28 protein-coding genes, 2 tRNA genes and 1 pseudogene are annotated in these 24,740 nt (G+C 64.5%); 15 read left to right on the top strand and 16 right to left on the bottom strand.

The window, feature by feature from the left end:
- Positions 1-96 precede the first annotated feature (96 nt).
- Together nodI and QCE64_RS06080 are read left to right on the top strand one after the other, a co-directional pair.
- Positions 97-1,068 (top strand): nodulation factor ABC transporter ATP-binding protein NodI, encoded by a 972-nt coding sequence (nodI, locus tag QCE64_RS06085; protein ID WP_310003082.1) that lies wholly within the window; start codon positions 97-99, stop codon positions 1,066-1,068.
- Positions 1,069-1,081: 13 nt separating this feature from the next.
- Positions 1,082-1,942, top strand: coding sequence for an ABC transporter permease (locus tag QCE64_RS06080; protein WP_310003080.1), 861 nt, complete (start codon positions 1,082-1,084; stop codon positions 1,940-1,942).
- A gap of 60 nt (positions 1,943-2,002) precedes the next feature.
- Here the strand turns inward: QCE64_RS06080 and gnd are convergent, their stop codons facing one another.
- From gnd to QCE64_RS06065, 3 genes are all read right to left on the bottom strand, one after another.
- Complete coding sequence (gnd, locus tag QCE64_RS06075; RefSeq protein WP_309915667.1) at positions 2,003-2,983, bottom strand: phosphogluconate dehydrogenase (NAD(+)-dependent, decarboxylating); 981 nt, start codon at positions 2,981-2,983, stop codon at positions 2,003-2,005.
- A gap of 5 nt (positions 2,984-2,988) precedes the next feature.
- Positions 2,989-5,082, bottom strand: coding sequence for a transketolase (tkt, locus tag QCE64_RS06070; RefSeq protein ID WP_310003078.1), 2,094 nt, complete (start codon positions 5,080-5,082; stop codon positions 2,989-2,991).
- 411 nt (positions 5,083-5,493) lie between these two features.
- The gene (locus tag QCE64_RS06065) at positions 5,494-6,546 is read right to left on the bottom strand and encodes an NADP(H)-dependent aldo-keto reductase (RefSeq protein ID WP_309915660.1); all 1,053 of its coding nucleotides are present in this window, start codon (positions 6,544-6,546) and stop codon (positions 5,494-5,496) included.
- 187 nt (positions 6,547-6,733) lie between these two features.
- On the opposite strand from QCE64_RS06065, the gene QCE64_RS06060 reads away from it, so the two are divergent.
- Positions 6,734-8,161: an MFS transporter gene (locus QCE64_RS06060; protein WP_309915659.1), complete on the top strand. Its 1,428-nt coding sequence runs from the start codon at positions 6,734-6,736 to the stop codon at positions 8,159-8,161.
- 67 nt (positions 8,162-8,228) lie between these two features.
- Positions 8,229-8,429 (top strand): hypothetical protein, encoded by a 201-nt coding sequence (locus QCE64_RS06055; protein ID WP_309808160.1) that lies wholly within the window; start codon positions 8,229-8,231, stop codon positions 8,427-8,429.
- Between the two features lie 46 nt (positions 8,430-8,475).
- Here QCE64_RS06055 and QCE64_RS06050 read toward each other — a convergent pair whose 3' ends face one another.
- The 3 genes from QCE64_RS06050 to QCE64_RS06040 all read right to left on the bottom strand — a co-directional run bounded on the left by QCE64_RS06050 (position 8,476) and on the right by QCE64_RS06040 (position 10,023).
- Entirely contained in the window at positions 8,476-9,213 is a 738-nt protein-coding gene (locus tag QCE64_RS06050) for an SDR family oxidoreductase (RefSeq protein ID WP_310003076.1), read from the bottom strand.
- 134 nt (positions 9,214-9,347) lie between these two features.
- Positions 9,348-9,551 carry a hypothetical protein gene (locus QCE64_RS06045; protein ID WP_309808158.1) on the bottom strand — a complete coding sequence of 68 codons (204 nt, stop codon included), beginning with the start codon at positions 9,549-9,551 and terminating at the stop codon, positions 9,348-9,350.
- A 169-nt stretch (positions 9,552-9,720) separates the two neighbouring features.
- Positions 9,721-10,023 carry a hypothetical protein gene (locus QCE64_RS06040; RefSeq protein WP_309915655.1) on the bottom strand — a complete coding sequence of 101 codons (303 nt, stop codon included), beginning with the start codon at positions 10,021-10,023 and terminating at the stop codon, positions 9,721-9,723.
- Positions 10,024-10,215: 192 nt separating this feature from the next.
- Between QCE64_RS06040 and dusA the strand changes: the two genes are divergently transcribed.
- Together dusA and QCE64_RS06030 are read left to right on the top strand one after the other, a co-directional pair.
- Entirely contained in the window at positions 10,216-11,220 is a 1,005-nt protein-coding gene (dusA, locus tag QCE64_RS06035) for a tRNA dihydrouridine(20/20a) synthase DusA (protein WP_310003074.1), read from the top strand.
- Between the two features lie 121 nt (positions 11,221-11,341).
- Positions 11,342-11,417 (top strand) — tRNA-His (locus QCE64_RS06030).
- Positions 11,418-11,584: 167 nt separating this feature from the next.
- Here the strand turns inward: QCE64_RS06030 and QCE64_RS06025 are convergent.
- A pseudogene (locus tag QCE64_RS06025) lies at positions 11,585-12,206 on the bottom strand (IS3 family transposase).
- A 197-nt stretch (positions 12,207-12,403) separates the two neighbouring features.
- On the opposite strand from QCE64_RS06025, the gene QCE64_RS06020 reads away from it, so the two are divergent.
- Together QCE64_RS06020 and QCE64_RS06015 are read left to right on the top strand one after the other, a co-directional pair.
- The gene (locus QCE64_RS06020) at positions 12,404-12,655 is read left to right on the top strand and encodes a hypothetical protein (protein WP_310003072.1); all 252 of its coding nucleotides are present in this window, start codon (positions 12,404-12,406) and stop codon (positions 12,653-12,655) included.
- 126 nt (positions 12,656-12,781) lie between these two features.
- Entirely contained in the window at positions 12,782-13,207 is a 426-nt protein-coding gene (locus QCE64_RS06015; RefSeq protein ID WP_309929923.1) for a hypothetical protein, read from the top strand.
- Between the two features lie 71 nt (positions 13,208-13,278).
- Here the strand turns inward: QCE64_RS06015 and QCE64_RS06010 are convergent, their stop codons facing one another.
- The 6 genes from QCE64_RS06010 to QCE64_RS05985 form a co-directional block, all read right to left on the bottom strand.
- Positions 13,279-14,388 carry an enoyl-CoA hydratase/isomerase family protein gene (locus QCE64_RS06010; protein WP_309929922.1) on the bottom strand — a complete coding sequence of 370 codons (1,110 nt, stop codon included), beginning with the start codon at positions 14,386-14,388 and terminating at the stop codon, positions 13,279-13,281.
- A complete protein-coding gene (locus tag QCE64_RS06005; RefSeq protein WP_310003070.1) occupies positions 14,385-15,134 on the bottom strand; it encodes a TetR/AcrR family transcriptional regulator in 750 nt (249 codons plus the stop codon). The genes QCE64_RS06010 and QCE64_RS06005 overlap by 4 nt, the downstream gene beginning before the upstream one ends.
- 61 nt (positions 15,135-15,195) lie before the next feature.
- A complete protein-coding gene (locus QCE64_RS06000) occupies positions 15,196-15,375 on the bottom strand; it encodes a hypothetical protein (protein WP_309808151.1) in 180 nt (59 codons plus the stop codon).
- A gap of 231 nt (positions 15,376-15,606) precedes the next feature.
- On the bottom strand, positions 15,607-15,900 hold the full coding sequence (locus QCE64_RS05995) for a DUF1488 domain-containing protein (RefSeq protein WP_309915639.1): 294 nt from the start codon (positions 15,898-15,900) through the stop codon (positions 15,607-15,609).
- A 160-nt stretch (positions 15,901-16,060) separates the two neighbouring features.
- Positions 16,061-16,417 (bottom strand): hypothetical protein, encoded by a 357-nt coding sequence (locus QCE64_RS05990; RefSeq protein WP_310003068.1) that lies wholly within the window; start codon positions 16,415-16,417, stop codon positions 16,061-16,063.
- On the bottom strand, positions 16,414-16,680 hold the full coding sequence (locus QCE64_RS05985) for a hypothetical protein (protein WP_309915633.1): 267 nt from the start codon (positions 16,678-16,680) through the stop codon (positions 16,414-16,416). Before QCE64_RS05985 ends, QCE64_RS05990 begins: the two co-directional genes overlap by 4 nt.
- 330 nt (positions 16,681-17,010) lie before the next feature.
- On the opposite strand from QCE64_RS05985, the gene QCE64_RS05980 reads away from it, so the two are divergent.
- Positions 17,011-17,403: a hypothetical protein gene (locus QCE64_RS05980; protein ID WP_309915630.1), complete on the top strand. Its 393-nt coding sequence runs from the start codon at positions 17,011-17,013 to the stop codon at positions 17,401-17,403.
- A 43-nt stretch (positions 17,404-17,446) separates the two neighbouring features.
- On the opposite strand, the gene QCE64_RS05975 is transcribed toward QCE64_RS05980, so the two are convergent.
- Positions 17,447-17,785, bottom strand: coding sequence for a multidrug efflux SMR transporter (locus QCE64_RS05975; protein WP_309808146.1), 339 nt, complete (start codon positions 17,783-17,785; stop codon positions 17,447-17,449).
- 43 nt (positions 17,786-17,828) lie between these two features.
- The gene (locus QCE64_RS05970) at positions 17,829-18,326 is read right to left on the bottom strand and encodes a heme-degrading domain-containing protein (protein ID WP_309915627.1); all 498 of its coding nucleotides are present in this window, start codon (positions 18,324-18,326) and stop codon (positions 17,829-17,831) included.
- 262 nt (positions 18,327-18,588) lie between these two features.
- Between QCE64_RS05970 and QCE64_RS05965 the strand changes: the two genes are divergently transcribed.
- The 4 genes from QCE64_RS05965 to QCE64_RS05950 all read left to right on the top strand — a co-directional run bounded on the left by QCE64_RS05965 (position 18,589) and on the right by QCE64_RS05950 (position 20,164).
- Positions 18,589-18,665 (top strand) — tRNA-Met (locus QCE64_RS05965).
- 211 nt (positions 18,666-18,876) lie between these two features.
- A complete protein-coding gene (locus QCE64_RS05960; RefSeq protein WP_310003066.1) occupies positions 18,877-19,272 on the top strand; it encodes a DUF2946 family protein in 396 nt (131 codons plus the stop codon).
- A 92-nt stretch (positions 19,273-19,364) separates the two neighbouring features.
- Entirely contained in the window at positions 19,365-19,727 is a 363-nt protein-coding gene (locus QCE64_RS05955) for a copper resistance protein CopC (protein WP_309929912.1), read from the top strand.
- Positions 19,728-19,732: 5 nt separating this feature from the next.
- Entirely contained in the window at positions 19,733-20,164 is a 432-nt protein-coding gene (locus QCE64_RS05950; RefSeq protein ID WP_309915618.1) for a copper chaperone PCu(A)C, read from the top strand.
- 91 nt (positions 20,165-20,255) lie between these two features.
- On the opposite strand, the gene QCE64_RS05945 is transcribed toward QCE64_RS05950, so the two are convergent.
- Positions 20,256-22,841 (bottom strand): penicillin-binding protein 1A, encoded by a 2,586-nt coding sequence (locus QCE64_RS05945; RefSeq protein WP_309915614.1) that lies wholly within the window; start codon positions 22,839-22,841, stop codon positions 20,256-20,258.
- Between the two features lie 516 nt (positions 22,842-23,357).
- On the opposite strand from QCE64_RS05945, the gene QCE64_RS37900 reads away from it, so the two are divergent.
- Together QCE64_RS37900 and QCE64_RS05935 are read left to right on the top strand one after the other, a co-directional pair.
- Complete coding sequence (locus QCE64_RS37900) at positions 23,358-23,783, top strand: plasmid mobilization protein (RefSeq protein WP_404987299.1); 426 nt, start codon at positions 23,358-23,360, stop codon at positions 23,781-23,783.
- Between the two features lie 267 nt (positions 23,784-24,050).
- Positions 24,051-24,731: a PspA/IM30 family protein gene (locus tag QCE64_RS05935; protein WP_309915611.1), complete on the top strand. Its 681-nt coding sequence runs from the start codon at positions 24,051-24,053 to the stop codon at positions 24,729-24,731.
- Positions 24,732-24,740 lie beyond the last annotated feature (9 nt).

The following is a 24,740-nucleotide window of genomic DNA, read 5'->3' as shown; positions in this document are numbered from 1 at the left end:
TTGCCGCTTGCAACAGCACGTCGAGCGCCACGCTGGTGCATTGGATTACACTAGCCCGCTGGATTTCCCATCGCTTTTTCCTCGCAACACGATTGCATGACTGATCAAACATTGCAGCAGCCATCGCGTGCCGGCCTTCACGACGATGCCGGCGCCGGCGCACCCGCCATCGAGTTCAGCGAGGTCAGGAAGCACTACGGCACGCGCACGGTGGTGGACGGCCTTTCGTTCGATGTGCGCCCCGGCGAGTGCTTCGGCCTGCTCGGTCCCAACGGCGCAGGCAAGACCACGACACTCAAGATGCTGCTCGGCATCACGTCGCCGGACAGCGGCTCGATCCGGCTCGTCGGCGAACCCGTTCCGGCGCGCGCCCGCTTCGCTCGCGAACGCGTGGGCGTGGTGCCGCAGTTCGACAACCTCGATCCCGATTTCACCGTCCGCGAAAACCTCGTCGTGTTCGGTCGTTACTTCGGCCTGAAGGGAGCGCGCATGGACGCGCTGGTGCCGTCGCTGCTCGAATTCGCGCGGCTGGAGAGCAAGGCCGATGCGCGCGTCGGCGAGCTGTCGGGCGGCATGAAACGGCGCCTCACGCTGGCGCGCGCCCTCGTCAACGACCCCGACGTGCTCGTGATGGACGAACCGACCACCGGTCTCGATCCGCAAGCGCGCCATCTGATCTGGGAACGGCTTCGTTCCCTGCTCGCGCGCGGCAAGACCATCCTGCTGACCACGCATTTCATGGAAGAAGCGGAGCGTCTGTGCAACCGCCTGTGCGTGATCGAGGAAGGACGCAAGATCGCCGAAGGCAGGCCGGGCGAACTGATCGAGTCGGTGATCGGCTCGGACGTGATCGAGATCTACGGGCCGGACCCGAAAGCCCTCGCCGCCGAACTGGAACCGCTCGTTGCGCGCATGGAAGTCAGCGGCGAGACGCTGTTCTGCTACGTCGATGACCCGCAACCCGTGCATGCGCTCGTCCGCGGCCGCGCCGGCGTGCGTTATCTGCATCGTCCGGCGAATCTGGAAGATGTGTTCCTGCGCCTCACGGGCCGCGAGATGGTGGACTGAACCGCACACGCTCATGAATACCTTCGATCAATCCAGCGCCAAGGCCAAAGCCGCGCGCCGGAAACAAACGCAAGCGCAGGCCGACAACCTCACGCCCCTCTCGAGCGCGCTGCCCGCCAACGCCACCCACTGGATGTCCGTGTGGCGGCGCAATTACCTGGTGTGGAAGAAGCTCGCGATCGCCTCGATGATCGGCAATCTCGCCGACCCGATGATCTATCTGTTTGGCCTGGGCCTGGGTCTCGGCCTGATGGTCGGGCATGTCGACGGCGTGTCGTATATCGCGTTTCTCGCGGCGGGCACGGCGGCGTCGAGCGTGATGATGTCGTCGAGCTTCGAGGCGATGTACTCCGGCTTCTCGCGCATGCACGTGCAGCGCACCTGGGAAGCCATCATGCACACGCCGCTCACGCTCGGCGACATCGTGCTGGGCGAGATTGTCTGGGCCGCCAGCAAGTCGGTGCTGTCGGGCGTCGCGATCATGATCGTCGCGGGCGCGCTTGGCTACGCGAGCTTTCCGTCGATGCTGATCGCGGTGCCGGTCATCGTGCTGACCGGGCTGGCTTTCTCCAGCACGGCGATGATCGTGACGGCGCTCGCGCCGAGCTACGACTTCTTCATGTTCTACCAGACGCTCGCGCTCACGCCGATGCTGCTGCTCTCCGGCGTGTTCTTCCCCATCGCGCAACTGCCCGCGCTCGCGCAGCACGTCACCCAGGTGCTGCCGCTCTATCATGCGGTGGAGCTGATCCGTCCTGCCATGCTCGGCCGTCCGCTCGATGGCTGGGCACTGCATGTGCTCTCGTTGTGCGCGTACGCCGTGGTGCCGTTCTTCCTGTGCGCCTGGCTTTTCAGGCGGCGCATGATGAAATGAAAACGGCGCCGGACCGCGAAGGTCCGGCGCCGCTGTTTCAAGCAGCCAGCGTGACGGCCGCTATTTCACCGGAAACTCGTGATGGCCGCCAAAGCCGAAGCGCATGGCCGACAGCATCCGCTCGGGGAACGACTCGGCGTCGCGCGAGCGAAAGCGCGTGTACAGCGCCGCCGATAACACCTGCGCAGGCACCGCCTCTTCGATCGCCGCCTCGATGGTCCAGCGTCCTTCGCCGCTGTCGGCGACTTCGGCTGAATAGCGATCGAGCGAGCCGTCGCCGGCGAGCGCGCCCGCCGTGAGATCCAGCAGCCACGACGACACCACGCTGCCGCGCCGCCACACCTCGGCGACATCGGCGAGATCGAGTGAATAGCGCTCGTTCTCCGGCAGGTCGGTGGAGTCCTTGCGTTCGAGCACGTGGAAGCCTTCGGCATACGCCTGCATCAGGCCGTACTCGATGCCGTTGTGGACCATCTTGACGAAGTGCCCCGAACCGACCGGCCCGCAATGCATGTAGCCGTTCTCCACGCGCGCATCGCGGCCTTCGCGGCCGGGCGTCGCCGGGATGTCGCCGCGTCCGGGCGCGAGCGTCGCGAGAATCGGATCGATGCGGCGCACGATCGCCTCTTCGCCGCCGATCATCATGCAATAGCCGCGCGTCAGGCCCCACACGCCGCCCGACGTGCCCACGTCGACGTAATGCAGGCCCTGCTCCCGCAACTGCGCGGCGCGGCGGATGTCGTCCTTGTAGAAGCTGTTGCCGCCGTCGATGATCACGTCGTCCGCCGTGAGGATCTTGCGCAGGTCGCCGAGCGTGTCCTCGGTGATCTTGCCCGCCGGCAGCATCAGCCAGATGACGCGCGGCGTCTCCAGTTTCGCGACGAGATCGCCGAGATCCTTCGCGCCGGTCGCGCCCTCGCCCGCGAGCGTGGCGGTGACTTCGGGGTTGTGGTCGTACACGACGCACTGGTGTCCGTCGCGCATCAGGCGGCGCCCGATGTTGCCGCCCATGCGCCCCAGTCCCACGATGCCGATCTGCATGTCCGTTACTCCTTGCCGTTGGATTTCACACGTTCGAGCTGTTTCTTCGCGGCGTCGACCACCGCTTCCGGCGTGAAGCCGAACTTCGTCTTGAGCGCCTTCAACGGCGCCGACGCGCCGAACGTATGCATGACGATCTGCGCCCCGAGCCGGCCGACATAGCGGTCCCAGCCGAGCGTCGCCGCCTGCTCGACGCACACGCGCGCATGCACGTCTGTCGGCAGCACCGACTCCTTGTAGGCTTCATCCTGCTTTTCGAAGAGGTCCCACGAGGGCATCGACACGACGCGCGCCGCAACGCCTTCGGCCGTGAGCTTCTCGAAGGCTTCCACACACAGCGACACTTCGCTGCCGCTGGCCATCAGGATGACCTCCGGCTGCTTGCCGCCGTCGGCGTCGGCGAGCACATACGCGCCGCGCCGCACGCCTTCCGCCGAGCCGTACTTCGAGCGGTCGAACGTAGGCAGCGGCTGGCGCGTCAGCACGAGGCACGACGGTTCCTTGTTGTGCGTCAGCGCGACGCGCCACGACTCGCCCACTTCGTTCGCGTCCGCGGGGCGCAGCAGCGTGAGCCCCGGCACCGCGCGCAGCGACGCGAGCTGTTCGATCGGCTGGTGGGTCGGACCGTCTTCGCCCACGCCAATCGAGTCATGTGTGAAGACGTAGATGACCGGCACTTCCATGATGGCCGAGAGTCGGATCGGCGGCTTCATGTAGTCGCTGAAGATCAGGAAGGTGGAACCGTAGGGACGCATGTCGGACAGCGCCATGCCGTTGCAGACCGAGCCCATGCCGTGCTCGCGGATGCCAAAGTGCAGGTTGCGTCCCGAGTAGTCGTCATGTTCGAAGCTGCCGGCGCCCTCGAACTTGAGGTTCGTCTTCGTCGACGGCGACAGGTCCGCCGCGCCGCCGATCAGCCAGGGAATGCGCTGCGCGATCGCGTTCAGCACCTTGCCCGACGAGTCGCGCGTGGCGAGGCCCTTCGGATCTGCGTCGAAGTTCGGAATCGCGTCTTCCCAACCTTCGGGAAGCGTGTGATCCAGCATCTGCCGGGCTTCCTTCGCGAGTTCGGGATGGCTGTTCTCGTAGGCGTCGAAGCGCTGCTTCCATTCGGCATGCAGCTTCTTGCCGCGCGCGCCCATGCCTTCGGCGAAGTGCTGCATCACGCCGTCGGGCACGTAGAACTGCTTGTCCTCGGGCCAGCCATAGAACTTCTTGGCGAGCTTCACTTCGTCCTCGCCCAGCGCCTCGCCGTGGGCGCCCGCCGTGTTCTGCTTGTGCGGCGCGCCCCAGCCGATGATGCTCTTGACGATGATCAGCGTCGGCTTGTCCTGGGTCGCCTTCGCCTCCTTGAACGCGGCTTCGAGCGCGGCGCCGTCGTTGGCGTCATCGACGTGGAGCACGTTCCAGTTGTAGCCATGGAAGCGCGAGGCCACGTCGTCGCTGTAGGCGAGTTCCGTGTGGCCTTCGATGGTGATCGTGTTGCTGTCGTAGATCCACGTCAGGTTTGACAGCTTCAGGTGCCCCGCCAGCGATGCCGCCTCGTGCGAGATGCCTTCCATCATGTCGCCGTCGCCGCACAGCGTCCAGACGTGATAGTCGAACAGCGTGTCGCCGCCCTGGTTGAAGTGGGCTTCCTTCCAGCGCGCGGCCATCGCCATGCCCACGCTGTTGCCGAGACCCTGCCCGAGCGGACCGGTGGTCGTCTCGACGCCGGTCGTCATGCGGAACTCCGGGTGACCGGGCGTCTTGCTGTCGAGCTGACGGAAGTGCTCGATGTCGTCGATCGAGACCGCGGCCTTGCCGGTCGGCTTGCCGTGTTCGTCGACTTCCTTGACGCCGGTGAGATGCAGCATCGAGTACAGCAGCATCGACGCATGGCCGACCGAGAGCACGAAGCGGTCGCGGTTCGGCCACAGCGGCGCGTCGGGATCGTAGCGCAGGTGGTTCTGCCACAGGTGGAACGCCACGGGCGCGAGCGCCATCGGCGTGCCGGGGTGGCCGGAGTTGGCCTTCTGCACGGCGTCCATCGACAGCGTGCGGATGGTGTCGATCGACAGGCGATCGAGGTCTTTTGCTTGAGGTGATGCTTGAGACATGAGCGACGACTCCTTTGCGAAGAGCGCGCTGTGGCTTGAGGCGCCGCAGCGGGCAACCAGGACCATCGAGCAAGTGTAGTGCCTTGCAGCCGGCACGGCACCGCGAGTGATGCGAAGGACGCGCCGTGGCGCGCGGCGATGCGGCGCTACGGGCGTTCAGACGGCGTTGTTGATGCAGGATGCGGGCGCGAAGTGCTTCCTGTCCTGCCTTGTTACCTTGCGGCGTGCGGCACTTCCAGCGGGTAATGTCTTCAAGCGGTTTTCCTGGAGGCCGGGCGATGAAGCGCCGAGGCCCGCCGCCGCGAGAACCTCCATGCTGACACATTCACGGCGTTGCCCGCAAAAAGCGTGGCAAATCCCTGAACGCACAGGAAATTCCGCGGCGCGTCCGGCCGACGCATCCGGAAAACTTCAGGGCGCCGGATTCGGCTGACGCTCGTGCAGCGCGTCGATTTCGGCCAGAATTTCTTCCGACAGTTCGATCTCCACGCTGCCGATGTTTTCCTTCAACTGCTCCATCGTCGTCGCGCCGATCAGTGTGCTGGTCGTGAAAGGCCGCTGATTGACGAACGCGAGCGCGAGCTGCGTGGGCGTGAGGCCGTGGCGCGCGGCAAGTTCGACATAGGACGTGATGGCCGCGACCGACTGCGGCTTGCTGTAGCGCTGGAAGCGCTCATACAGCGTGATGCGCGCGCCGGCCGGACGTGCGCCGCCTTCGTACTTGCCGGAGAGCCAGCCGAACGCCAGCGGCGAATACGCGAGCAGCCCGACGCCATCCCGGTGCGTGAACTCCGACAGCCCCAGTTCATAGGTGCGATTCACGAGGCTGTAGGGATTCTGAATGCTGACGATCTTCGGCAGCCCGGCCTTCTCGGCCGCGTGCAGGAACTGTGCGACGCCCCAGGGCGTTTCGTTCGACACGCCGACATGACGGATCTTGCCTGCCTTCACGAGTTCGGCGAGCGCGGCGAGGGTCTCCTCGATGGGCACCGTGTACTCGTCGTCGACGTACGGATACGCCGAACGGCCGAAGGTCATCGTGCTGCGGTCGGGCCAGTGCAGTTGATACAGGTCGACATAGTCGGTGTGCAGGCGCTTCAGGCTGCTGTCGATGGCTTCGTTCAGGTTCTTGCGGTCGAACTGGTTGCCCGCGCCGCGAATGTGACGCGGATTGTGCGGCTGGCGCGCGGGTCCGGCGATCTTGGTGGCGAGCACGATATCGGCGCGCTTCGACGGGTTCCGCGCGAGCCACGTGCCGATGTATTGCTCGGTGCGGCCCTGTGTTTCAGGACGCGGCGGCACCGGGTACATTTCGGCGGCATCGACGAGATTGACGCCCTGCGCCAGCGCGTAGTCGATCTGTTCGTGCGCGTCGCGCTCGGTGTTCTGCTCGCCCCAGGTCATGGTGCCGAGTCCGATCAGACTCACATCGATACCCGAGTCACCCAGTTTCCGAAACTTCATTGTCCAATCCCTCTTGTTGGCGTTATGTCTGCATGCCGTCAGCGCTTCGTCAGCGCGTGGCCAGCCTTGGCTGCGGCGGGCTTCCAGGCAAGCGCGAAAACTACCATAGGCGCGCAAGCTCTGCTGTCGCGGCTAGAATGGCAGCCTCGCCCACCGTCCATCCGCCCGTTCAGGAATGCCCGATCCGATGCCGTCCGCAAGCGAGCGCGCCCGCCAGCGCAGCGCGTCGCTCATCGTCATGCTGGTCGCTGCGACCTTCTTCATGGAGAACCTCGACGGCACGATCATCGCCACGGCGCTGCCGCAGATGGCGCGCTCCTTCAACGTGCATCCCGCCGACATGAGTCTCGGCATCACGGCGTATCTGCTGACGCTCGCCGTCTTCATTCCGATCTCCGGCTGGGCCGCCGACCGCTTCGGCCTGCGCACCGTGTTCGGCAGCGCGATCGCCGTGTTCACGGCGGCGTCCGTCCTGTGCGCGACCACCTCGACCCTGCCCGCGTTCGCCGCGGCGCGCGTGCTGCAGGGCATCGGCGGCGCGATGATGGTGCCGGTCGGACGGCTCGCCGTGCTGCGCGCAACACCCAAGGAAGGCTTGATGCGCGCCATCGCCATCATCACGTGGCCGGGGCTCGTCGCGCCGGTGATCGGGCCGCCGCTGGGCGGCTTCATCACCACGTACTCGTCATGGCGCTGGATCTTCTATCTCAACGTGCCGCTCGGGCTGATCGGCCTCCTGCTCACGCTGCGCTATCTCGACAACACGCGTGAGGACGCGCGGCGCCGCTTCGACCTGCCCGGCTTCGCGCTGTGCGGCATCGCCTGCACCACGCTGCTGTATGCGATGGAACTGAGCGGCCGCAGCGACGCCGACTGGACCTCGGTCGGCGTGCTCGTGCTGGTGGGGGGAATCGCGGGCATCGCGTCGTGGCTGCATCTGCGCCGCGCGGCGCAACCGGTCGTGGACCTCGCCGCGTTGCGCGTGAAGACCTTCGCCGTGGCGATGGGCGGCGGTTCGCTGTTTCGCATCGCGATCAGCGCCGCGCCGTTCCTGCTGCCGCTGATGTTCCAGGTCGGCTTCGGCATGAACGCGTTCGAATCGGGCCTGCTGACGCTCGCGGTGTTCGCGGGCAACCTCTCGATGAAACTCGTCACGACGCCCGTCATGCGCCGCTTCGGCTTTCGGCAGGTGTTGATCGTGAACGGCGTGCTCGCCGCGCTCTCGCTCGCCGCGATGAGCCTGCTCGCGCCGTCGACACCCAAGCTCGTGATCGCCGCCGTGCTGTTCGCAAGCGGATTGTCGCGCTCGTTGCAGTTCACGGCGCTCAACACGCTCAGTTTCGCGGACGTGCCCAAGGCGCAGATGAGCGCGGCCTCCGCGCTGTCGAGCACGCTGTTCCAGATGACGATGGGCATCGGTGTGGCGATCGGCGCCATTGCGCTGCGCTTCGGCGAATGGCTGCATGGGCACGATGCCCATAGCATCGGCCCGGAGGATTTCAGCGTGGCGTTCCTGATCGTCGGGTTGATCGGGCTGATCGGCGTCGCCGATCTCTTTACGCTCGCACCGGATGCGGGCGCGCTGGTTTCAGGGCACGGCAAATCGAGGACCTGATGCGCGGGCGCGCCGAATTTGCGCGTCCGCTCTAAAGGCTGATCCGTCCCTGCCGTAAAAGTGCGCTATGAACTCGCACACGCTCGACTCCATCGCCGCCCTGACCGAAACGGTCGCCGTCATCCGCCACGCCAAAGGCCTCAAGAATCCTCACGACTTCACCGCAGGCTCGCTCGAACATGAGCTGGCCAGCGCCGCCTTCGCCGACGACTTCCTGCGCGCCCTCGACGCCGAGCCCGGCATCGGCGCCTGGTGGCCGATGCAGTGATCCGCGCGGCATGGCCGGAAGCAGGTCCATGCCGTATTGGATGAGATCAGAGCTGGCTCATCCCGCCGTCGATCACGATCTCCGTCCCGACGATGAATCCCGACTCCGGCGCGGAGAGATGCAAAACCGTCGCCGCCACTTCGCTCGACTTGCCGAAGCGGCCGAGCGGAATCTGGGCTTGCAGCTGCGCACGCGCGTCATCGACGATGCCGAGCTTTTCGTGCAACGGCGTCGAGACCGGACCGGGGCTCACCACGTTGACGCGCACGCCGCGCGGCAGCAGTTCCGCCGAGAGCGTTTTCGCCAGCGACACGAGCGCCGCCTTGCTGGCTGCGTAGACCGAAGACGTCGGCATGCCGATGTGCGCGTTGATCGAACCGTTCAGCACGATCGATGCACCTTTGTTGAACAGAGGCACCAACGCCTGGATCTGGAAGTACGGGCCTTTCACGTTGATCGAGAAAGTGTCGTCCCAGGCGTTTTCGTCGATGTCGGTGAACGGCGCGAAGATGCCGATACCCGCATTGACGAATACCGCGTCGAGGCGGATTTGAGCGTCTGAAAGTTGCTGCGCGAGTTCACGTGCGGCGGCGACCGTGCCCGCGATGTTGCGGATCGCGAGCGCATGTTCGCCGAGCGTGGCGCGCGCCTCGGCGAGTGAAGCCTCGTCGCGACCCGTGATGACGACGCGCGCGCCTTCAGCCGCAAACGCCTGCGCGGCCGCCAGGCCAATGCCGCTGTTGCCGCCGGTAACCAGGACTGTCTTGCCTTCGAAGCGATTCATGACGTTCTCCTTTGAACGTTGATCTGTGTGAAGGCATTATGGGCGCGGGTTTGCGCGTTGCCGTACAAGCAGCTTGGCGAACTCGTTCGAAGTCATCGAACGAGTTTCTGTCCAGCTTTGTGCGACGGATGGGTTCAGCGGTCGTTCGACATGCCTTTCAGGCGGTCATTGCCGGCATCGCGCGCGGCGTCGGCGGTCGAGAAATTTTCCTCCGAGACCAATGCACGCTTGACCTCCTTCGCGGAAAAATCAACCAGCGCGATGACCCAGACGAAACCGCCCGCCTGTTCCGCGGTTTGTACGAACGCGCGCAGATTCCCTTCATTCGACGATGCCATACCGACCTCCTCGTGGATGGTGACGCACCGGCGGCGTCGCGAATGCAGCGCCGCTGCGTGTTGCACTGGCTGGACGGGCGCAGCCGTCGGCCAGCATCACGCGTGCGATGAGGGCAGCGCCGCTTGCGCACGCGCGATCGGATGTCGCAGGAAACGGACCGCGCCGGGATCAGACGGCGGGGAGATCCTCGAGCGATTTCTCGATCTGCCCGTCCTGAACCCGCGCCTCGATGCCCACGTGGCCGTTTGTATAAGGCAGCGCGCCCACTTTCGGCCCGAGAAAGGTCCGCCCGCCGAGCGTGAACAGCGTGCGCACTTCCTTGCCGCTGTGGATGGCGTCCACGACCTGCTGAACGTCCACGATGGTGGTGGGCGCGGTCCAGTCGTTAGTGGATGAATCGAAACTGCCCCATCGCACGCTGGTCACGCGGTCGTTGACCCAGCGCACGCCGTCGATCGCCAAGGTTGCCATGGCTGCCTCCAATTTCGTCCCGGGGGAAGGGAAAATCGTAGCATGGGGTGGCGTGGGGGTGGGCGGAGCGAACGGGGTCCCGGACGCCGCGCGACGCCTTCCTGCCCGGTTTTCCGCCGCAGTGCGGTAAAATCGCAAATTCCCTTTATTTTCAAGCGGCTCGCGTTCAGTGGGCCCGTTGCTCATTCGCTCATGGCCGCCGTACCCAAGCTCAAGTCCCGTCGTGTCTCCGTCGCTCCGATGATGGATTGGACCGACCGCCATTGCCGTTCTCTGCATCGTCTGGTGTCACGGCACACCTGGCTTTATACAGAGATGGTGACGACCGGCGCCCTGCTGTATGGCGACGTCGCCCGTCATCTCGCCTTCACGCCGGCCGAAGCGCCCGTCGCGTTGCAACTTGGCGGCAGCGAGCCAGCCGATCTCGCCCGCAGCGCGAAGCTCGGCGAACAGTGGGGCTACGACGAAATCAACCTCAATTGCGGCTGCCCGTCGGAGCGCGTGCAGCGCGGCGCGTTCGGTGCGTGCCTGATGAAGGAGCCGCAGCTCGTCGCGGACGGTGTGAAGGCGATGCGCGACGCCGTATCGATACCGGTCACGGTCAAGCATCGCATCGGCGTGGACGAGGTCGAGGATTACGCGTTCGTGCGGGATTTTGTCGGGACCGTGGCGGACGCGGGTTGCGAGGTTTTCATCGTGCACGCGCGCAACGCGATCCTGAAAGGGCTAAGCCCGAAGGAAAATCGCGAGATTCCGCCGTTGAAGTATGACTATGCGTATCGGCTGAAGCGGGATTTTCCGCATCTGGAGATTTCGATCAATGGCGGCATCAAGACGCTGGACGAAGTCGAAGAGCATCTGAAGCACGTCGACGGCGTGATGCTCGGCCGCGAGGCCTATCACAACCCCTACGTGCTGGCAGCCGTGGACACGCGGTTCTATGGCGCGTCCACGCCAGTGCCTTCGCGTGAAGAGATCGAGGAAGCGCTGATTGCATATGCGCGCGGCGAGCTCGCGCGCGGCACTTATCTCGGCGCGGTGACACGGCATGCGCTCGGACTGTATCGCGGCGTGGCGGGTGCGCGCGGATGGCGTCGTGTCCTGTCCGACAGCCGCCGCCTCGCCACCGGCGATCTCGCGATCTTCGACGAAGCGCGCGGGCATCTGCGTGAGGCGATGGAAGCAATCGAATCGTGAACGCCGATGGGCGGAAAAAGACGCTCAAAAGGACTAGTCAAGTGTGGTCTTTGTTCGTATAATCTCGCTTCTTGATTGCTGCGGTAGCTGTTTCAAAGCAGTCGGGATCGCAGTAACAGTGGTGGCTGTAGCTCAGTTGGTAGAGTCCAGGATTGTGATTCCTGTCGTCGTGGGTTCGAGTCCCATCAGCCACCCCAAGAATTCATGCAAAAAGCCCAGTTCCATGAACTGGGCTTTTTGCTTTTCGGGGTTCGTGTTTGCGCTAGGTCGGCAATCCGGGCAACGCGAAAATGATGTTTGCATTCTTCTCAGGCGAGCGCTCGCTCGCGCATGAGGTCGGTCGGAATCAGTGGAGGCCAACGCGTTAAGCAACGGTACGATCCAGATAGAATCGCCGCGTAAATGCGGCAGGCGACAGGTAGTTCAGACGTGCCTGCGTGCGCTGCCGGTTGTAGAACATTTCGATGTACTCGGCGATGGCGAGCCTGGCCTGCTCGCGCGTTGCGAAGCGCTGATGATAGATCAGTTCGTTCTTGAGTGCCCCCCAGAACGATTCGATCGGCGTGTTATCGCAGCAATTTCCGCGGCGACTCATCGACGCGCGCATGCCGAACTGCCTGAGGAGCTTCTGGACATCGGTGGCACCGGATAATCCTGTCGCATCTGTTCAATCACGCCGTACTTCACCGCGACTCCCTCGCAAAGTACGTCGCGAATTTTTTTAACAGGTCGCGCTCCATTTTCACTTCCGCCAGTTCTCGCTGCACGCGCGCCAGCTCGGCCTCCAGTTCGGTCAGCGGCTTCTGGTCCCTGCCGACCTTCTGCAGTTTGCCTGCCTTGGCTGAACGCACTCAGTTCGCCAGTGTCTTGAGCGGAACCGAGAGCCGGCGTGCCGCTTCCAAAACACCGACACCTTCAGTCAATGCCTGCTTGACCGCCTCCTCGCGAAACTCGCTCGTGTAGACCGCTTTGGGAATTCGATTCATTCATGCCTCCGTTTCACGATTGTACGAAACGTTGGCTTCCACTTTTTTCAGCCGACCTCACCCTAGTCCGGTCGCAGACCCGCGTACGACTGGACAGAAGGCCCGTCCACTTAACCTCTCCGGGCTGGGCAGAAACTTGCTGTACTTCTCCGTGCACTCAGCCAAGGCATTTCGCCTACGCCGCCCGGAGAACCATCATGCCCCGCCATCGTCTCGCGACAGCTGCTCTCCTTCTCAGCGCCGCGCTTGCCCACACAGCGCAAGCCCAGCCCAGCCGCCCGGACAACGGCGCCTCGATGGTCAAACCGCCGACCACGCCCGGTGCGCCATCCGCAAGCGCGACCCGTCCCGACAACCCCGACAACATGCCGGTCAAGCGCCCCACTCCGCCGCAGAACAGCGATCGCATGCTGCACCACAGCCCCGCGAGCGACGCAATCGCGAAATAGTCATGCACGGCGCCGGTCGCAGGCTGGAAGCACCCGCGACGCCCCTATAATGGCGCTCGTCACGATACTCCGAGAGAACCGCGGCTCCGGGCTTGACATGTTCAAGCGATCCAAGCGGTCCTGCCAATGCAAAAAATCATTCTGCCGTTCGTTTCCGGTTTCCTCGCCGCACTCTTTTTTCGCGAATCGACCTTGGCACTGCTGCACGCGGCAGGCCTCATCGATCCCGCTGGCTTCTCCACCCTGCCCTTCCTTCCGCTCGGCATCCCGGAATTCATCGCCAACGCGCTCTGGAGCGCGGTCTTCGGCGTTCTGATGGCGTGGCTGCTGCGTGTCGCGCCGGACCGCAGCGCACCATGGATCGGGGCACTTGTGTTCGGCGGCATCGTATTGACGGCGGTCGGCGCGTTCATCATCGATCCCATCCGCGGCATCTGGCCCGCCGGCAACATGCTGCCGCGCCTCGCGCCCAGTTTCATCGCCAACGCGATCTGGGGCTGGGGCGCCCTCGTCTTCATGCGCGCCTTGATGGCAGGCAGCGACACACGCTGATCCGCGCTCACGCCGCAAATAAAACAAAAACGGCCCGACCGGGCCGCTTGCACGCCGCGAGGCTCCCCCGTTCAATCCTTCAAAAGCCTGAGCGGATGCGCCGCCGGCGTCCACGCGCTTTCGAACATGCGCTCGACGTCCGCGGCCTTCACGTCTTCCAGCCGCGCCAGCTTCCATTGCGGCTGATTGTCCTTGTCGACGATGCGCGCGCGGATGCCCTCCACCACGTCGCCGCGTTCGAATACCGTGCGCGTGAGGTCGAGATCGCGACGCAAGGTCTCCGCCATGGTCGAGAACTTCGCGCGGTCCACTTGCTGCAAGGCCACATCGACCGATAGCGGCGAACGCTCGCGCAATTCCATGGCCGTCTGTCGCGGCCACTCTTGACCGGCATCGGCATCGCGCTCGAGCGACGCCAGGATCGACGCGCCATTGCCCGCCGCAAAATGCTTGTCGATCAGGGTGCGCGCATCGGCGAGCGCGCTGCGTTCGGGGATGGGCGCCACCTTGTACTTCGTGGTTTCACCCTGCACGAAACGCACGATCTCCACGCCATCGAGGAAGCGCTGATGTCGCAGCGATTCGATCAAGCCGGGCAACGCGCCGTCGTCGAGATAGGCGTCGGCCATGCGGGCATAGAGCGCATCGGCAGCGGCCATGGTCGCGCCGGTGGCCGCGAGATAGCGGCCGATCGCGCCCGGCGCGCGCGCAAGAAACCAGCTCACGCCGACATCCGGAAACAGCCCGATGCGCGTCTCGGGCATCGCCATCCTGGTGGATTGCGTGACGATACGCAGGCCGCCCGTATGATGCGCGCCCTGCGAGATACCCATGCCCCCGCCCATCACGACGCCGTTCACCACCGCGATATATGGTTTCGGGAACGTGAAGATCGCGTGATTGAGCTTGTATTCCTCGGTGAAGAAAGCGTCGATGGCTTCGCGCTCGCCCGCCTTCGCCGATTCGTACAGGAAGCGGATGTCGCCGCCCGCGCAGAACGCGCGCACGTGCGGACTGAAGATGACGACTGCGCGGATCGCCTGGTCGTGCCGCCATGCGCGCAGCGCCTCGCTGATCGCGCCCAGCATCGGCGCGGTCAGCGCATTGAGTGCCTTCGGACGTTCGAGCGCAATGAAGCCGATGCCGTTGGCGGTGTCGATTCGGATGTCTTCGGTGGTCATCGTGTTGAGGTGTCGGGTCGGTTCGCTGAATTGCCTTGAGGTTCTGCTTTCCGAGGTTTGGTTCCCGTGTTTCGCGTCTGGCCGGCGCGCTCGTCCGCCTGCTTGCACCACGCTTCGAGCGACAGCTCGACGAGCGTTTCCACTAATGTGGCGGGCCATGCCGCGCCGTTCAGCTTCAGCGCGACGATGCCATGCAGACTCGCCCAGAGTCCTTCCGCACAGGCCGCGGGCACGGCGTGCGGCGGCAGGCGTCCGGCCGCGCGCAGCTCGAGGAACGCGTCGGCGATCGGCGCCAGCATGGCCGCAACGGCGCCGGAGGCTTCTTGAGCATCTGCTGGAGCCTGCGCCCCGACATCATCCGTCGCGGCTTCGCCGGAGAGCGCCGGCTCCATGAACATCAGCCGATACGTCTGCGGTTCGGCCAGACCAAATTCGACGTACGCGCGCGCCATCGCATGCAGACGGGCGGCCGGGTCCACGATGCTCGCCTGCGCAACGAACGCCTCGCGCAAACGCAGGTGGCCTTCCATGCACAGCGCCCGCGCAATCTCGCTGCGGCTCCTGAAGTGAAGATAGAGCGCGGCGGGAGAATAATCGATGGCTCCGGCAAGCTTTCTCATCGACAGCGAAGCGAAGCCTTCCCGCCTGACGATCTCGCGCGAGACTTCAAGTATGCGCTCGCGCAGCGCCATGCGCTGCTCGCGTCTCTGCTCGGTGCGGTGCGCTCGCGGTCCCATGCGAGGCATTGTCGGCACCGTCAATTTCGAAGTCAATTCGCGGCCCCGCCCTGCGCCGCCGATGACCCGGTCAGACCGGCATGCGGTCGTTGTCCGGCCGCGCGACCGACTCGTACAGCGGCTCGTCCGAGTCGCGCAGGACGACAGAAGCGAACACGATGCATACCGCCAGAATCAGCACACCGACGGCTGCCCAGATGAGCCATAGCGCATTGGACTCGACAAGCGAGTGAAGAAAGGAATGGAACATGACGACCCCGTGCGATTTTTATAATGTGGTTGCTCAAGCCGAGCGCATGGCGTCGAGCAAGTACTATGCCGAGCGAATCGCATCGCGTGCGGCGAGTCTGGAGATGGTACTCCGTTGCGTGATAACGCGAAAGCAGACGCTCGGGGGCGTTCGCATCTTTTTATCGGCGGGCACAAACACCGCGATGCAGGTCTTACATCGCGCCATGTAAGAGTGGAATTCGCGTGGGCTTCAGTGCTGCGTCGGCGTTACCGGACCGGGCGGGAAGTGGCCGCTTTTCAGGAGCACCGGCATGCCGTTGGTCACGCGCAAATGCTCGCGCGCCACGGCTTCGATGTGCGTGCGCGCGGCGTCGAACGCATTGATCCAGCCCGCGCTGTCATAGGTCTGCGCGCCGAAATGATCTTCGAGCGCTTCGACCGAGATCGCGCAGGGCACGCGCCGGCCATCGACGAGCGCGGCGAATTCGACGGTCAGATTGGAATCGCGATAGTCGGGCGCGTCCTGAAGAAATCGGATGTCCATGATGGTCTCGTAGCTTGGCCGTGACGGCCCGCTCCACGCGAATGATGCGGAGCGCTCGACCGGCTCATGCTTCGCGTAAAGCGGTGCGGCGACTATGGTAACTGCGCGGCCGTCGTGCGGTCCATACCCCGCGGCCTTCGCGATAACGCCAGCGAGTGCGTTACGCAGCAAGCACGTGCTCGTGGATATCGACCACCAGCAGCGAGCTCGCCAAGGGATCGGCGTAATTGAAATCCAGCAGACGGCTCATCTCGCGCACGCGCTCGCAGACCCGCTCGCGGGCGTCGTCGGCGAGCTGCGGATAGGTGCGCAGCACCTGCGCATCGAAGCGGTAATGCACGCCCCATGCGATGTTGCCAGGATGATTGGCCACCCCACCCGTGCGCCAACTGACGAACAGCGAAGGCGCCGCCTCCAGTCCGATCTCCGCGATGTCTGCGCCGCTCGGAAACAAGTCGGCCAGGCAGCTCGCGACGTCGAACAGCACCGCGTGTCTCAGGTGAATGGGGCGTATCATGCCGGACGCAGCAAGCGGTCGATATACTCGCGCGCTGCCTGTTCGACGTGGGCGAGCGCCTCGTCTTCGGTCGAGAAACGCTGCTCCGGGCCGAGGTCGACGAGCGCCTCGAAACGATGCACGTCGTCCGGGCCGCCCTGCGCGAGACTCACCGATCCGACGTAGATCGGCCCGGCCTCGCTCTGTGGCTCGTGGTTCTGCACGAGCCGCGCCGAAGCGCTGATGTAGTAGCCCCGGTATGGCCCCGTGACTCGTTCTGCCATGTTTCTTCCTCCTTTGACGGACCGCGCGCCGCGGCTCACGACGCTTCGATCAGGCAATTTCAACCGCCGATCAGAACAGTAAGGCGTCGGATCCGGAAATTAGTTCATTCGTTCCCATTGTTTCATCGGCGCCGCGGTCGTCTCGCCGCGGCGTAGGTCCTTCAGCCTTCTTTCGCAAGCATCGCGCCCGGCGGACGGCTTCGCTAACAAGCGCTTACGTGTTGCGTAAGGCGTGTATGGGACAATGCGCTCTCTCAAAAAGGCCCTCATGCGACTGTCCTGTGACCGTCCTGTGAGCGGCGCAACATCATTCGTTTTCACGAGGTAAAGATGAAGGATCACGGCCGGCGCACGCGCCGACACTCCGCATGCGCAATTCAACCCGACGCTTCGGACGTTGCTTCGAAGGCTTCCTGGCTGCGTGCCGCGCTGACTGGCGCGGCCGCGCTCGCAATGGCGAGTCTCGGCGCATGTGCATCGTCGAACGATGCTTCGCTGATCAACCTGCCCGATGGCCAGACGGGCTACGCGGTCAACTGCAGCGGCGCCGATGCCGGATCCAGCTGGGCCAGCTGCTACGTCCTGGCCGGCGAGAAATGCGGCGCGACCGGCTACGACATCGTGTCGAAGGACAACGAGGAAGGCGGCCCCACCGGCGGCGGCATCACCAACGTGATCTCGGCGAACGTGAAGAATCGTTCGATGATCGTCCGCTGCAAATAACGCCGCAGCGTTCGCACGCGCGGTCCCGATCATTCGATGGTTCTCAGTGCGCGCTCATCTTCGAGAACGCGTTGAGCACGACGACGCCCGCCACGATGAGACCCATGCCGAGCATCGCGGGCAGATCAGGCGTCTGCTTGAAGAGCAGCGCGGCGACCAGCGTGATCAGCACGATGCCCGCGCCCGACCACACGGCATAGACGACGCCGACCGGCAACGCGCGCAGCGTCAGCGACAGCAGATAGAACGACACTCCGTATCCGGCCACGACGATCGCCGCGGGAAGCGGGCGCGTGAAGCCATCGGAGGCGCGCAGCGCGGAGGTTGCGATGACTTCGGCGACGATCGCGATCGCGAGCAGGACATAAGCGGTTGAGCGCATCGATTCCTTCAAGGCTGGGAGGTTGCGTGTCGGTCGTCGTACGTCAGTCCTGACCGAGCGAGAGCTGGCTGAAGTCGTGGCCAAGTACCGCGCAGAGCGCTTCGACGACCATCTGGTGATCGTCGCGCTGCGCCAGTCCCGAGACCGCCACCGAGCCGATCACGCCCGCGCCCGCGACGCGCAGCGGAAAGGCTCCGCCATGCGTGGCGAACTCGGCGGGATCGAGGCTGAACTTGTCGGCGAGCGTGGTGCCCGCCTGTTGCAGCGTGAGCCCGAGCGCATACGAACTGCGGCGGAAGTGTTCGACGGTGCGTGACTTTCGTTCGATCCAGCGCGCGTTGTCGGGTGTGGTGCCGTCGAGCGCGATATAGAACAGCTTGCGGCCGAAGGTGCGCACATCGATGGCCACGGCCGCGCCGCGCGCCACCGCCATCTCGCGCAATTGCGAGCCGATCTGCCACGCCTGTTCGGCATGGAACTGCGGGAACACGAGCGTGCGTTCCTGATGCGCGATGGCCTGCAGAACGTGTGGAATGTCCATGAGCGTGCGACTCCTTGACTGGCTTGTCTGGTGGGTGTGTGCCGCGCTTGAGTCACGGCACCTCTGTGCGTGGCACACGGCCGAGGCTTGCGATTTTGACATGCGCGGATGCAACAGCAACATGCGAACCGGCCATGCATCGGTGCTAAAGCGACTCGATGCAGCATCGTCTCGTTCAGGCAATTCGGTTCGACATGCATCGAAAGACGAGCAAGCCATTGCGCTCAAGTAAGCGATGACTTATAATCTTTTCTTCGACGGACGCGGGGTGGAGCAGTCTGGCAGCTCGTCGGGCTCATAACCCGAAGGTCGTAGGTTCAAATCCTACCCCCGCAACCACAGTTGAAGATTCATGCAGCAGCGCGTCAGTCAAGACGAGTGAATCAGGCAACACGTCGTACACTTCAACCCGCCATCGAGCGGGTTTTTTGTTGTCTGCCGTTCTTCTTCTGCATTCCTCCGCGTCGAACCGTCGCTCCCCGAGACGCCGCCCCGCCAGACCCCCATGGCATAATCCCTCGCTCAGCATCGTCCAACCATCGAACGCGGCATGCATCATTTGCGTCGGGCCATCGTCAGGAAGATCGGCGGAATCGCGGCACTTTGCGCGATCCTGCTGCTCTCGCTTGTGCCCGTCACGTCGCAGGCGCTCGAACACGCGCGCATCGATGCATTGCTCGCTTCAGTCTGCGCTTCCGTTGCACCCACCGCGCTGTCAGACCAGCAGCCTCCCGCGCATCGCACTAAACACGACAGTCTCGCGCACCTGCAAGCCTGCGCCTATTGCGACTTCATCGCGCACGCGCCCACTCCGCCCGCAACGCCATCCAGCTCCAACATTCTGCAAGCCACGCGCGAGCCGTTCGTGACCCAAGCTCCCGCCGACGCACCATTCAGCGCACGACTGCGCGCCGCACAGCCCCGCGCCCCGCCCGCCGCTTTCTGACGTCTGACGCGCGCGCCTGAAACCACCACGCCGCGCCTCCATTTCAACACCCTTCCGCGACGCACCCCGTCCGGAACCTTCAAGGACACGTCATGAAGTCATCATCGCTTGTGCGCGGCGCGCTCGCGCTCGCCTGCGCCCTGGCCGCGCAACTCACGCTCGCCCACGCCTTGCCCAAATTGCAGCAGCCCGGCCCCGGCGCGACCGTCAGCGCGCCGCACGAAGTCGCCATCGACTTCGGCGAAGCGCTCGAACCGACCTTCAGCAAGCTCATCGTCACGAATGCGCAAGGCACCCAGGTCAACACCGAAAAGTCCGTGGTCGCCGACAACGACAAGAAGCACATGAGCGTCGCGCTTCCTGCGCTGCAACCGGGCGTCTACAAGGTGCAATGGACCGCGCTTGCCGCGGACGGACATCGCACGCAAGGCCACTACAACTTCACCGTCAAGTGAGCATCATGAAAAAAATCGCTTTCTTCACAGGCGCGCTCGCGTGCGCGTCCCTCGCTCAGGCGGCCACGCTCGAAGCGCATGACTGCTGGATTCGCGCGATGCCGCCCACGCTGCCGTCGTCGGGGTATTTCAGCCTCGCCAACAACGGCGACACGCCCGTCACGCTCACCGACGCGCAAACCCCTGCCTTCGGCATGGCGATGATGCACAAGTCCGAAATGAAGAGCGGCACGGCCACGATGTCGCCCGTCGATTCCGTCGATGTCCCCGCCCACGGCAAGCTCGACTTCGCGCCGAAGGGCTATCACCTGATGCTCGAGGAACCGGCAAAGCCGCTCAAGGTGGGCTCCACGATTCCGCTGACGCTGACGTTCGCGGACAAGTCCACGCTGAACATGAACTGCTCGGTCAAGCCGGCGGGAGCGACCGGTCACTGACCAGCGGCCGCCTGACCCAGAAAAAACGCGCCGGATTCGGAAAGAACCCGGCGCGTTTGCTTTACGACGCAGCGTCTGAAAACAGCACAGCCTAAGGCTTGCTGAACATGTCCATGATCTGCTTGCGCTCGTCGGTGGTGACTTGCGGCGGCGGCGGCGCCTGCATGCCCGCCGGACCGACACCGCCCATGGTGGTCGCATCGCCCGCCATCGGATTGGTGTTGTCGAGCCCGACGCTCGCGACGAAGCCCATGCCCGGCGTCCGATCGGCATAGAACAACTCGCCGTCGACCGTCGTGACGCCGTCGGGCTGGGTCATCTCCTGCTGCGGAATGCCGCGCAGCGCGCGCCCCATGTACTCGACCCAGATCGGCAACGCCAATTGCGCGCCGAACTCGCGGCTGCCGAGCGTCTTCGGCTGGTCATAGCCCATCCAGGCCACGGCAACCAGCTGCTTCTGATAGCCCGCGAACCAGCCATCCTTTGCATCGTTGGTCGTGCCGGTCTTGCCTTGCAGGTCGTTGCGCTTCAGCACGTTGGTGCCCGCGCCCGTGCCCTGCGTCGCCACCGTGTGCAGCAGGCTGTTCATGATGTAGGCGTTGCGCGGCTCCAGCGTCTGCGGCGCATTGCTGCCCGCCGTCAACGGATTGGCGCGCGAGATGACGGCGCCACGCGCGTCGTCGACTTCGCCGATCAGATACGGATTGATGCGATAGCCGCCGTTCGCGAACACCGAATACGCGCCGGACAGCTGCAGCGGCGTGACAAGACCCGCGCCGAGCGCGAGCGGCAGGTACGGCGGCGTCTTGTCCTTGTCGAAGCCGAAGTTCTTCGTGACGAAGTCCTGCGCGTAGTTCGTGCCGATATACGACAGGATCCGGATAGACACCAGATTCTTCGACTTCTGCAAGCCGGTGCGCATGGACATCGGGCCATCGGGCTGGTCGTCGTCCTTCGGCTCCCACGGATCGCCGCCGTTGGTCGCCGGGAAGTACAGCGGCGCGTCGTTGATGATGGTCGCCGGCCCGAGCCCCTTGTCGAGCGCCGCCGAGTAGATGAACGGCTTGAAGCTCGAACCCGGCTGGCGCCAGGCCTGCGTCACGTGGTTGAACTTGTTCTTGTTGAAGTCGAAGCCGCCGACCAGCGCGCGGATCGCGCCGTCCTGCGGCACCATCGACACCAGCGCGCCTTCGACCTGCGGCAGCTGCGTGATCTGCCAGCCGCCCTTCTCCTTGTCGTCGCGCGTGAGGCGCACGATCGAACCCGGCTTGATGGCCAGCGCCTTCGACGCATTGCTGCGCAGCGCGGCCGCGACGAAGCGCAGGGCATCGCCGGATAGCGTCGCGGTATCGCCGCCGACGAACTGCGCCGTCACCTGCTTCGGGCTCGCCGACGTCACCACGGCGGACACGAGTTCGCCGTTGTCCGGGTGATCGACGAGCGCGTCCTCGATGGCCTCGGCGCGATCGTCCGCGTTCGACGGCAGGTTGATGTTGCCTTCCGGACCGCGATAGCCGTGGCGACGCTCATAGTCCATCACGCCCTTGCGCACGGCCTTGTAGGCGGCGTCCTGATCCGCGGAATCGATAGTCGTGACCACCGTCAGGCCGCGCGTGTAGGTTTCTTCCTTGTACTGCGCGTACATCATCTGCCGCACCATTTCCGCGACGTATTCGGCATGCACGCCGTACTCGGTGCCGGCGGACTTCGTGTGGATTTCTTCCGCAGCGGCCTGGTCGTACTGCTCGCGCGTGATGAAGTTCAGGTCCAGCATGCGCTTCAGGATGTACTGCTGGCGCACCTTCGCGCGCTTCGGATTCACCACCGGGTTATACGCGGAAGGCGCCTTTGGCAGGCCCGCGAGCATCGCGGCCTCGGCGAGCGAGATGTCCTTCAGGTCCTTGCCGAAGTACACGCGCGCCGCAGCCGAAAAGCCATACGCGCGCTCGCCCAGATAAATCTGATTCATGTACAGCTCGAGAATCTGATCCTTGCTCAAGGCGCGCTCGATCTTGTACGCGAGCAGCATCTCGTAGACCTTGCGGGTGTAGGTCTTTTCGCTGGAGAGGAAGAAGTTGCGCGCCACCTGCATCGTGATCGTGCTGGCGCCCTGCGACGCGCCGCCGTGCATCAGGTCGGCGACCCCCGCCCGCAGGATGCCGACGAAATCCACCCCGCCGTGATCGTAGAAGCGGTAGTCCTCGATCGCGAGCACGGCCTTCTTCATCTGGTCGGGGATATCCTGGAAGCGCACGAGGCTGCGGCGTTCCTCGCCGAATTCGCCGATCAGCACGTGGTCCGCCGTGTAGACGCGCAGCGGCACCTTCGGCCGATAGTCGATCAGCGCATTCAGCGACGGCAGGTTCGGCTCCATTACGACGAGCGCATAGCCGACGATGAGTCCGCCCACCACGGCGCCCAGCGCCACGAGGCCGGCGCACCAGAGCGCGATGCGCCCGAGCACGGAGCGGCCGCCACGGCCGCCTCCGCCGTTCCTGCCGTTGCGATCATTGCGGCCGTTGCCGCCGCCTCGGCGGCCGCCGCCATCACCGCCGCCGCGGCCATTGCGGCTGCCGGCGTCGGAGTCGTTGCGTGCCTGGTTACGTGATTCGTTCCAGCTGGGTTCGCGATCGTGTCGCGTGGAATTCGATGAGTCGGGTCGTTTGATGATTGGCATGACTGGGTTCGTTCGGCGTGCGCCGGTGGCGCGCGCTGCGCCGCTGCACTGCTGTGCGGGCGCGACTGCAAAGACGGGCGAGCGAATGAGCGGGCCGGTGTCGACCGAGGGTAACAGCGCATTTTAAAGAATTCGCGCGCGTCACCCCAAAACCGCACGGATTTTTTTGTAAGTGAGTGCGCGGATGGATGCGCACGGCGCCCGTAACCGCACTTGTGTTGGGTTACCCACAGAGGTTGAGCACAGAGTTGTGGACAACTGTATGAGAATATAGGCAAGTGTTTGAACGCACGGCAGTTTCGGTGCGTGCTCAAAGCGTGATCAGCGAGCGGCGGCACACCGCTTCCCCAACCCACGCCCGCGCGCAAACCGATATGATGGATGCATGGATTGCAGGTTTCCGGTCGGTCATGCGCGAACCCTGCGGTAAAGATGTCGTGCCGTTTGATGAACCGAAGTTGCGATTCGTCCCGCCACTCGTCCGGTTACGATCGCCTTACTGTTTGCGAGCCGCCCATGTCGACCAAACCCAGCGAACGCATCGTTGTCTTTGTCACTCCCGCGCAGAAGCTGGCCATCAGCAAGACAGCGGATACGCTCGGCATCAGCGTGAGCGAACTCATGCGCCGCGCCGTGCTGAACTTCAACGCCACCAGCGAGCAGATCAAGGCGGCCGGCATCGTCGACCGCCTGCGCGCCCCGAAGGCGCCCGATCCGCTCGATGTCGCGCTGAAGAGCGTCGCCGCCAAGGCCGCCGCCCGCGAGGCGCGTGAAGCGGCGGCAAGCGCCACCAAGCGCGCTGCCCTGACGCCCCGGATTCGGCCGGAACTGCCTGGCGCCGGCGCCACGACCCCGCACACGGCCGACTCCCTCAACGAAGACAACTCGATCGGTACAGGCGAAGACGCCTCGCTCACCGATGGCTCGCGCTCCGGTCATTGAGGCCGTCTCGCCTCCGTACCAGCCTTGACGCGTCCTTCGTTACACTCCCTAACGTCAGGTTAAGGTCGGATTAAGCCCGGGCGTGCTCTAATGGGCGGATCAACCCGACGCATTCGCACGGTCGCGCAAGCCCTCGCCGGAAGTTTTTCTCGAGCCACGCTTGCAATCCCGCACCTTGCCCTTCACCTACGCGCCGCGCACGCCTGCTGAACGTGCACAGGGGCACGCGGCACAAGGCGAGCCGCAGTCTTCATCCAGGAGAAATACATGTCGCTTTTCGATTCGATCACCCGCACGGTCAAGGGTCTCTTGAACGACGCCGCCGACACCATGCAGGACCCGTCGCGTGACGCGCGCCAGATCGTGCGCGAGCTCGACGACAGCATTGCGAAGGCGGAGAACTCGCTCATCGAGATCGAGGCGCAGGTCGCGACGCAGCAAAGCAAGCGCGACGCCGCCGCCGACAAGGCGAAGAAGTACGAGGACGGCGCCCGCCGCGCGCTGCAATCCGGCGACGAAGGCCTGGCGCGTGAAGCGCTCGCGGCGCAAGCCAACGCCGAAACCGAGCGCGACGCACTCGCCGGTGAACTGCAGACGCTGGAACCGTCGGTCGAGCATCTGAAGACGCAGATCGCCGACATGCGTCAACGCCGCAACGACCTCAACGCGCGTTCGAACATCCTCCAGGCCAAGCAGCAGATCGCGCAGGCGAAGGACACCGCGGCCACGGCGCTGGGCGGGATCGGCGGAAAGAATCTTTCCGAGGACTTTCAGAAGCTCGAAGACAAGATCCAGCTGGCCAACGCGCGCTCCGACGCCCGCCTGAACTCCGCCGACCAGAAATCCGGCAAGGCGCTCGACGACAAGCTTGCCGCGCTCAATCGCGGGCCGTCGGTGGAAGACCGCCTCGAAGCGCTGAAGAAGCAGGTCAATCCGCCGGCGCAGTAATTGCGCGAT

This window comes from Caballeronia sp. LZ043, assembly GCF_031451075.1.
GTDB lineage: Bacteria > Pseudomonadota > Gammaproteobacteria > Burkholderiales > Burkholderiaceae > Caballeronia.
This window is presented reverse-complemented; position numbering and strand designations above follow the sequence as displayed.